The 8,633-nt window shown below is 61.5% G+C and carries 6 protein-coding genes and 2 pseudogenes; 5 read left to right on the plus strand and 3 right to left on the minus strand.

The annotated features are described in order from the left end of the window. Positions 1-803 (minus strand): NACHT domain-containing protein (locus tag COGEMETH_RS23340; RefSeq protein ID WP_238185070.1); only part of this gene is annotated, 803 nt, incomplete at its 3' end. A gap of 54 nt (positions 804-857) precedes the next feature. Continuing rightward, positions 858-1,913 carry a trypsin-like peptidase domain-containing protein gene (locus tag COGEMETH_RS23345; RefSeq protein ID WP_238185071.1) on the minus strand — a complete coding sequence of 352 codons (1,056 nt, stop codon included), beginning with the start codon at positions 1,911-1,913 and terminating at the stop codon, positions 858-860. A gap of 273 nt (positions 1,914-2,186) precedes the next feature. Here COGEMETH_RS23345 and COGEMETH_RS23350 point away from each other — a divergent pair. After that, positions 2,187-2,875, plus strand: a pseudogene (locus COGEMETH_RS23350) (winged helix-turn-helix domain-containing protein); the annotation flags it as partial. A gap of 238 nt (positions 2,876-3,113) precedes the next feature. On the opposite strand, the pseudogene COGEMETH_RS23355 reads toward COGEMETH_RS23350, so the two are convergent. Then, a pseudogene (locus tag COGEMETH_RS23355) lies at positions 3,114-3,413 on the minus strand (transposase); the annotation flags it as partial. A 318-nt stretch (positions 3,414-3,731) separates the two neighbouring features. On the opposite strand from COGEMETH_RS23355, the gene COGEMETH_RS23360 reads away from it, so the two are divergent. From COGEMETH_RS23360 to COGEMETH_RS23375, 4 genes are all read left to right on the plus strand, one after another. After that, positions 3,732-4,148: a hypothetical protein gene (locus tag COGEMETH_RS23360; RefSeq protein WP_238185072.1), complete on the plus strand. Its 417-nt coding sequence runs from the start codon at positions 3,732-3,734 to the stop codon at positions 4,146-4,148. A 62-nt stretch (positions 4,149-4,210) separates the two neighbouring features. Next, positions 4,211-5,368, plus strand: a complete 1,158-nt coding sequence (locus tag COGEMETH_RS23365) for a hypothetical protein (RefSeq protein WP_238185073.1) — start codon at positions 4,211-4,213, stop codon at positions 5,366-5,368. 94 nt (positions 5,369-5,462) lie between these two features. Next, positions 5,463-8,150 (plus strand): hypothetical protein, encoded by a 2,688-nt coding sequence (locus tag COGEMETH_RS23370; protein WP_238185074.1) that lies wholly within the window; start codon positions 5,463-5,465, stop codon positions 8,148-8,150. Beyond that, positions 8,147-8,633 (plus strand): hypothetical protein (locus tag COGEMETH_RS23375; RefSeq protein WP_238185075.1); only part of this gene is annotated, 487 nt, incomplete at its 3' end. The genes COGEMETH_RS23370 and COGEMETH_RS23375, both read left to right, overlap by 4 nt.

Consider the following 8,633-nt stretch of genomic DNA (forward strand, 5'->3'; position numbering starts at 1 on the left):
TCAAGTCCGTCAAGAACGAAAACAACTGAGCCGCCACCCAGGAGAGCCGTAAAATGATGTAAGTTGGCCTCGCCAATTGCTGGCGAAGCATATCTAATTAAGCTTTCAACATCGTCCAATTTTTCCACATACCGCAGGTCTGTGTAAATAGGAAAATGTGCTTGTTCTCCAGAATTAACACCGAGATACAAACTTTGCCAGGATTGGTCATCTGCACAAGGTTCCCTGAGGTAATCTCTAGCCAGGGAAATGGCGATAATCTTAGAGAGCGTTGTTTTGCCAAATCCGGCTGGCGCCTCGACTGCCACAGCACGAGATTTTAAGATCTTGAATAGAGGGACCGACCCGTGTTCTGGTTGCAAGAAAGATGGACGTATCCAAATTTGCTCTAGAAGTACAGTCCGTGAAGTTCCGAGCACCGCGAGTAAGGAAATCTGGTCCAGCATAACTCGAAGATGCAGCAGTCTCGCTTCGCGCGCAGGATCATCGCGATTGTCCGCAAGCGTTTCTGCATCGTCGATGATTTGGAGTAGTCGTGCTCTCAACTGTCGGAAGTTTAGGTCCACTTCTTGCCGTGCCGACAGCCCCTGTCGATCCTGCTGCCGATGTAGTTGGAAGTCCCCGGTGAGGATCACTACTTCGCGGGCCAACGAAGCCAATTTCAGCCGATTTGAGCCAGTGCCCTTCGCTGCGGTTGAAAGGTAATTGCGTACTACTGAGATGGCATTTTCGACCTCGTTCTGCGCGATCAGATCTTGCGCAGATCCAAGAGGGTCGTCACTGTAAAAGTTGTTACTGGACACAAGCTTTTGCTCATAATTCTCTAAGAATTTATCGATTGGACTCGGCCGGAACTCCTAAATTATTTCACTTCCGATCAAGGAAGCAAATATGGGTTCAGCAGCTATTGAACCCGCCAGGATGCCTTCGTTCGCGAACAGGCGATCTCCCCGTGCATTTTTCACGAGTTTCCCACCAGCGCGATGAATAGCAATTACGCTCCAGTCATCTGCAAATACCGGCGCTCCGCTCGATCCCGGCATTGTAGCAGTCATATAGTGAAGACGGTGGTCGAAGATGTTCACGACTTCATTTGCCGTTAAAGAGATTTTTTTAAGACCGCCGCTCGGATGCTGAATGATTGTCGCTGGCTGTCCGATTTCCAGTTTGGGGGATAATGCAAGTGTGAGGTTTCCCCAAAAACCAGTGGGTGGTGCTCCATTCAGGGGCTCCAACTTTAGCATCGTGCAATCGAGCTTGTCAACACTGCTAGTAACGAACGTTTCCGAAGTGGCGCAATACGCATAGACGCGCTCTATACGACCACTCGCGTCATCTTGGAAGTTAAATTCTACCACTGTCTGTTCGGCGACTTCCTTGGTTGGAATGACGTGGTTGTTTGTCACCAAGATGCCATCCTTAATTAGGAAGCCCGTCCCGAGACCTCTTGGAGTGACTACTCGGCAGACTGCGCGCGAAGCCTCGATGGCCTTGTGGAGCCACGACAGACTCTGGAGCGTGTTGCGTCCCCAGATCCTTTCAAGGTTTGCTGAGGGTAATGTCGTGAAATCGTTGGCCGCACGCGGCTCGAAGGCAGGCGGCAGAAGTGTCCGCGCGGCAAGCGCAATCTCTAATTCATCAATCAAGGCGAGAAGACTAGCACGAAGACGCTTCGAATGGAGGTCGAGGGTTTGTTGATCAGTTAAGCCTAGTCGGCGCTTTCGTGCGAGATCACGAGCATCGCCAGAAAGAAGCAAGATTTCGTTGTGAAACTCAGCTACTTTGCGTGAAGCAGCCCCCCCATCCTGTCGCTGGCCTGTTAGAAGCTTGCGTACGAAGTCAACTGCCTCATCGGCTTGGCCTTCTGCGACGAGATCGCGCGCTGCGTCCAACGCAAGATCTGTATGCTGCAAGTCTCGGTCTCCCCTTGCACTTGGCGCTTGTCCGACTCGATCCACACCGTTCGGATCCGTTAGTGGTCCATCATGGCATGGCCGAGGAATTTTTCTGGCTGGGCGCCATAGTTGCAGATGCGAAGATCGCGAGCAAGCTTCTGCAAAACGCGACGATCGAAAGGGCGCCCATGCCAATGCAGATGAAATCCCGAACTCCTTCAGGGACCATACTGATGGTTATACAAGGCCTCGCTAGCAGGGCTCATGCGGGGTAGCGTCGACATCTGGGTCGTGATGCTGTCCTTGGGTTTGGAGCCTGAAGAGGATACGAGGGCCGCTCCGGTCCCGCTGCGTTCGGACATCGATGCCGAGGCCTTGCGCGGTCTGGCCAAGGGCTCACGTGATCCGGCCCAGATCCGCCGCCTGTTGGCGTTGTCGGTGATTGCCGCGGGCGGTCTGCGCTCGGCCGCGGCCAAGATCGGCGAGGTCAGGTTGCAGACGGTGCGCGACTGGGTCGTGACCTTTAACGCCGATGGCCCGTGCAGGCTGATTGACGGCAAGGCCCCTGGCGCCCTTCCGCGCCTGAACGCCGACCAACGCGATATCCTCAAGGCGCTGGTCGAACAGGGACCAATGCCGGCCGCACACGGTGCGCTGCGCTGGCGGTTGTGCGATCTGGCCCAAATCGTGCTTGAGGATTACGGCGGGTCGGTTTCCGACCAGACCCTGAGCCGGGTCTTGCGGGCCATGGGCTACCGCAAGCTTTCCGCCCGTCTTCGCCATCACACCTAGGATCCGGGCGCTGCGGCCATTTTTAAAAAAGTTTCCCCGACCGTCGGGCGGAAATCGCGCAGGCTGTCGGCGGCAAGCTGATAGAGGTCTGGTGCTGCGACGGGGCCCGTGTCGGCCAGAAGTACACGCTGACCCAGCGCTGGGCCAAACGTGGAACGCGGCCCTCGGCCCCAAAGGACCAGCACACAGATGCTCCTATGTCGGTCAAGGGGTTATTCCGGGCCTGGCTGGGAGCTTTCGAGAACAGAGATGCTGGTAGATTTCGCGGGCAATGTAGCGTTTGAGGCACCGGCGGATCTCGCGAGGTGATTTGCTTTCGGCGGTTCGGCGCTGGATGTACTCGCGGGTTGGCGGATGATGGCGCATCCGGACGAGCGCGACCCGGTACAGGTACCTTCATCGACCATCTTGCAGACGGGGCGGGCCATACGCTTTTTTTAGGACGTCGCGCTCCATGCGCGTCCGGTCGAGTTCACGCCGTAGGCGAGCAATCTCGGCCGCCTGGTGGGAGGGAAAAGCCACCGGGCTCGCGGATGCCGCTCCCGGTGATCCTGCTATCCGCGGCGGTGGGGAGCCACCCATCAGCTCCATGCGCCACTGCCTCAGCATGGAGGGTTGGATCCCGGGTTCGGCGGCGATCTGCATCTGCGGGCGGCCACTGCTCTCCAGCGGGGCCACTGCTTCGCGTTTGAACTCAGGTGTGAACTCGCGTCTAGTCTTGGCCATCAAACACCTTCACTGCCGGCAACAAGCGTATCAGAGGTGTCCATGAAGTCGGGGGAGGATCAGCGCCGGATTTCTGTGCACTTCCGGATTGTTCGGACAGGCGGGCGCTCGGCAACCGCGCGATATACCCCTGCGTGGAGCTTGCGGGCGGGAAAAAATTCATCCAGAAATGTCGCCAGTCACATAGAACGGTTGCCGGTTGTTCGCATGACTCGCTTAGTAAGGCCCGCGCGGGTCACTGGGTCGGCGGGAGGTACCGGCGACGCGCCGCCTACGCCCGGGTTGTCGCAAGACCTCAAGGAGGCGGGAGACACGTACTTGGCGCGTGTCGGGAAATACATACCGTCTGAGGTCGTAGCGTTCGTCATCTTCACCAACGGCGTTCTTCAGCAGTCCATCACGAACGCCGCCAGGACGACCTCGGGCGCGAACAGCATCGCGACCATGGCTGGCTTTAACGTGGTCGACATCGGCGCGCTCATCTTGGCGGGCGCTTGGTTGATCACCCCGATCTACCTTTGGCGTCTTAAGGAGCCTGGTGACGCTTGGAGGACGAACGCGTTCCTTGCCTTCCTGCTTTTCCCCGTCTGGGCCTATGCGATCGACGGCGTGGGGATGCGCAAGTTCATTGAGTTCGACGGCTACCTCGCGAGCATCGTCCTCGGGGCCGCCACCCTTGCCAGCGGTCTCATCAAGCCGAGCGCGGAGACGAATCCTGGCAACCCGCCGCATTAGGACCCCAGGTTGATCGGCGACCTTCGGACCATGTTGGATAGCAGACGCGTTGAGGATAGAGGATGCCCGCGATCGAACTCAGTTTCGGCGAACTTCAATCCCTTGAGGACGAACTCGCCCTCACGTGGGGCATCGGTCAGAACCTTCTGGCACGGATCGCCGCCGAGCTCCAGCTGGATCCCGTCTTGGTAGCCCGTGTCCCGCTCCAGGTCGACAACCTCGGCTACCTCCGTTGGGCGATCCAGCACTGCCTCCAGGACGGCTTCGCCAGCAATCCCGCCCTCCTCAGACTGCTGATCAGGAGCAGCCTAGCCTTCTCCGTAAAGCTCGCCGAACTCGATGCCAAGCTCGCAAGGCTGGAGGCAGAGGAGAGGACGCGCGCCGCGGCGTTCGCCCAAGGGGGGATCGACCGCTTCCGCCCCGTGCTCATGCGGCGTCGACAACCGCTCCTCGCGCGAGAAGCCGGCAGCGCGGCGCTCGCCAGGCTCGTCGCGCCCAACGACGCTGCGATCTACGTCGTCCGCGGCGTGGTCAAGTCGGGCAAATCCTATACCAAGGAACTCGTGATCCACGTCGCGGAGGAGGTCGGCCGCATCATGGGCCGGGAGATCCGCGTCGCGTACGTGGAACTCGTGGCCGGCATGGCGGAGCTGGAGCACGTCTCGCTACTCGCATCGACCTTTTCAAGCAGAATTCAGGCCGGGCGAATGGCCTTCTCGCTCCCGGGCCCGCCGTCGCCGACGCCCAAGTGGATACGGGAGGTCGCGGACCATCTCGTCAACCTCGCCATCGCCTCCGGCCAGGTGTGGTGGATCGTCATCGACGGCGTGCCCGCCCCGAAAGACGAGGACGACTGGCTGGAGAAATTCATCCAGGCCTTAGCCCGGACGGTTGCCGACCTCCCCGCCCACGACAGAGTCGGCTTGATCCTGCTAGGATATGAGCGGCAGTTCCCTACCGACATCCTTCCAGCGGTTGTCCCTGAGGACCTACCCCCACCCGAAAATATCGGGAGGCCGCACTTGGAACGCTTCTTTAATCGGTACTTCCTGCTGAAAGGCGGTGGTCACGATGCCGGCGCAATTGATGCGGCGGTGTTTGCGGTTTTCGCGTACATCGAGGAAGATCGGGCTGAACTTCGGAGTAGGGGCTTAGAGGAACGGCACTATCTCACGGGACTGGGCTTGGCGGTCAGGGGGGTCGTCGATGGACTCGGTTGACGAAGGCGTCCCGGCGTCCCGCGATCAGCCCTTGCCCCTGCTCTGGACCGCGTCCAGCGTGGCCAAGAGGCTGCGGGACCTCCGGCCGCCCCGCATGGACGAGGCCCGACGGGCCGACGACCGACTTCGAGCGGATGGGCGGCGCGCCGCGTACCTTCGTGCGGCCGCAGTGCTCGGTCCTTTCGACCCTGCATTGCTACCCGCGATTGGTCCGACGTCGGTCGAGCAGTCCGACGGCGGCGGGGTCTCGCTCATCGCGGACGATTGCGTCGCATTCTCGACGGAGGCCGGCGAGGGACGATGGCTGCTCAGGCCGGAGATACGGCGGGATACGCTGTTGCGGATGGACCGGACCGACCTGGAGATCGCCATCTCCGACACGGCGGAAGACTTCCCGAACGACGCGGTTCGCTCGACGCTGTCCCGCTGGATGCTTCAGGGATCGGCCTCCGAACTCTCATCCCTTAGCCTGTCCGAACTCACCACGCTCGGCGAAGTGGTCGGCTGGTACGGACCGGAGACTGAGGGTTTGCCGGACGCCAAACTGATCGCCCGCGAGACTGCAGTAAGGCGGCTCAGGGCGCCCTTCGAGCACCTCCTGGGGGGCCGCTTCCAAGGACGGGAGGTCGAGCAGCGCGAGCTTCGCAGTTACGTCGACGTACTTGATTCGCAAAGCTTCCTCGAGAGCGCATCGCGTGCACTTGAGGGCGTCAGCCGCTGGGCGTCGGGGGGGAGATCCGGCGCGTACGTGCTGCACGCGCCTGGTGGGATGGGCAAGTCGAGCCTGATCGCGAAATTCATCACGGACCACGTAGACACTGTCGGCGACACCTTGCCGGTGGCGTACCTTGACTGGGAAGATCCCAAGCTCGTGGCACGCGAACCGGAAACGATGATCATCGAGTGCGCCCGCCAGCTCGCCCTTCGATTCCCTAGAGGCGCGCTGGCGGAGTTGCGACAGGAAGCTGCCGACGCGCTGGACGACCGTCGTTCCGCGAAGGATGCCCGATCCCGCGACGGGGCCTTCGCAATCCAGTCGGAGCGGACTGGAGGATCGCGCCGTGACGTTCAGGAACTTGCGATGCGGCTCGGACAGAAGTTGGCGGCGAGCCTGGGCTCGGACACGTCGCTGACGCCTTTGCTGGTAGTGCTGGACACCTTCGAGCGCGTGCAACGCTACGGCCGACCTGAGATCGACAGCGTCCGATGGCCCCTGGAAGCCTTGCAAAAGGTCCTCCCCCGATTGCGGGTCATCATCGCCACGCGCGTCCCACTGGCCGACTTCCTGCTCAACTACAACGAGGCGACCGTCCGAGCGCTGATGGGCCTGGACAAGCGCGCCGCGACTGCGTTCCTCGTCCATGACGGCGTCGATCGCCGGACGGCCGCCGAGGTCGCGGGCCGGATCGACGGCAGCCCGCTGAGCCTCAGGCTCGCCTCCGAGATTTATCGACGGGACGCGGGCTCCGGATCGTCCAGGCTGGAAGGTATCACCAATACCAAATGGCTGATCTTCTCGGTCAGCCAAGCCCAGATCCAAAGCCAGCTCTATCGACGTTACCTGGACCAAGTCACGGACCTCAGCGTGCGGCGACTGGCCCATCCTGGGCTCATCGTCCGTCGGATCGATCCGGACGTCCTACTGCATGTCCTGGCCGCACCGTGCGGCTTGTCCTTATCGGGCCGGTCGCAGGCCGAGGCCCTCTTCGAACGCTTAAGGCACGAGATCACGCTTGTTGAGCCGAACCCGGACGGGTCCGTCCGCCATCGGTCTGACCTGCGGCGGCTCATGTTGGGACTGATGATCGCCGACGATCCGGAGCGGGCCTCGGATATCCATCGCCGTGCGGTCGTACATTACGTGGTCCGATCACGTTCGGAGAACGGCGATTTTCTCGCGGATCGGGCGGAGGAGATCTATCACCTACTTATGCTCGGGAGCGAGCCGTCGCTCCTTGAGCAACGCTGGGTCGAGGGGCTCGCGCCGTACCTGCAGGACGCCATGGACGAGATCCCACATTCCAGGAAGGCGTTCCTGGCATCCATGCTCGGGCTCGATATCGACGAATCGGTCCGCGCTTCGGCCGACCTCGGCGAAAAGGAGAAGGACGTCGCCAACAAGGCCCAACGGTCACTCGAATTTGACGAGTTCGACCATGCATTGTCGATTCTACGCTCGCAACCCCAAAGGTCCGAGGGCAGTCCGCTGTACCGCCTTGAGGCCATGGCCCTCCATGGGTTGGGCCGGGACGCCGAAGCCTACGACGCGGCCAAAGGGGCGGTCGCTGCGGCGTCCGAGCGCGGCGACCGCAGCTTCCTTTGCGCGACTCTCCACCTCGCGGCCGAGCTGGCCTTCAGGGCTGGCCTCGCTTCCAACGCGATTGATCACCTTCGCCAAGCGGAGACGCTCGCCCAAGACGCCGACCACGCCGACTGCGCCGGGTTGCAACTCGCCACCCTCACCCTGCTCGCCCTGACGCAAATGGCGTCAGGTATCGACCACGACCTGCCGACGACGGCCCGACGGCTGGCGCTCGCGTCAGCGCGGCAGGATGTAGAGGCGTCCCGCTCTGGGGCAGCCGTTGACGACGTGACTAGGACGGCAGCCGCAAGGGCCCTCGAACGCATCCGTGACTGGGAGGCAGGGTCTGGGACATCCGAGGTCCACGGCCCATCCAACCTATTCGGTCCGAGCTCGCAGGCCGCGGTGGCGGGCAAACAGTTGCTTCGAGCGTTTGCCGCCGTCAAAAAGGCGCGCGGCACACCACCGGCTCGGACATGACCTACCTAGACAACGGCACCGTTCTAGCCATTCAGCAAGCCGCACTCTCGGCGGGCTTATCGACCGACGGCTTCCGTACCACCCTCCTGGCTTCGATCGATCCGCGCGTTGTTGGCCTTATCCCGCAAGTGGGGGCGTCAACCCCGCAACTCCTCGTCGACCTCAGTTTCCTCAACCGCATCGAAAGGCTCTCGGACGGCTCCGTGCCCCTGGAGTCGTGGCTCGCGACGGCGCAGGCTCTAGCGGCGATGCAACCGGCCCAGGTAACCTTTCGGGCTGCGCTCGACGTCGTCGTGCGCAAGGCTGAAGGGCAACCTAATCCCCCGATCCTTGGGGAGGTGCCCGACCATAACGAGAAGATCGTCCACCAGGACGACATGTTGCCGTCGGGCTTCCTCGTCGGCGCGTTGTCCGTCGCGCCGAGCGTTGTCAAGCTGGAAGTGCACCAGTACGCCTCCGGCGAGCTGGTGCACTTCCAGCTTG

Origin of the sequence: Methylobacterium trifolii (genome assembly GCF_022179685.1) — a bacterium.
GTDB lineage: Bacteria > Pseudomonadota > Alphaproteobacteria > Rhizobiales > Beijerinckiaceae > Methylobacterium > Methylobacterium trifolii.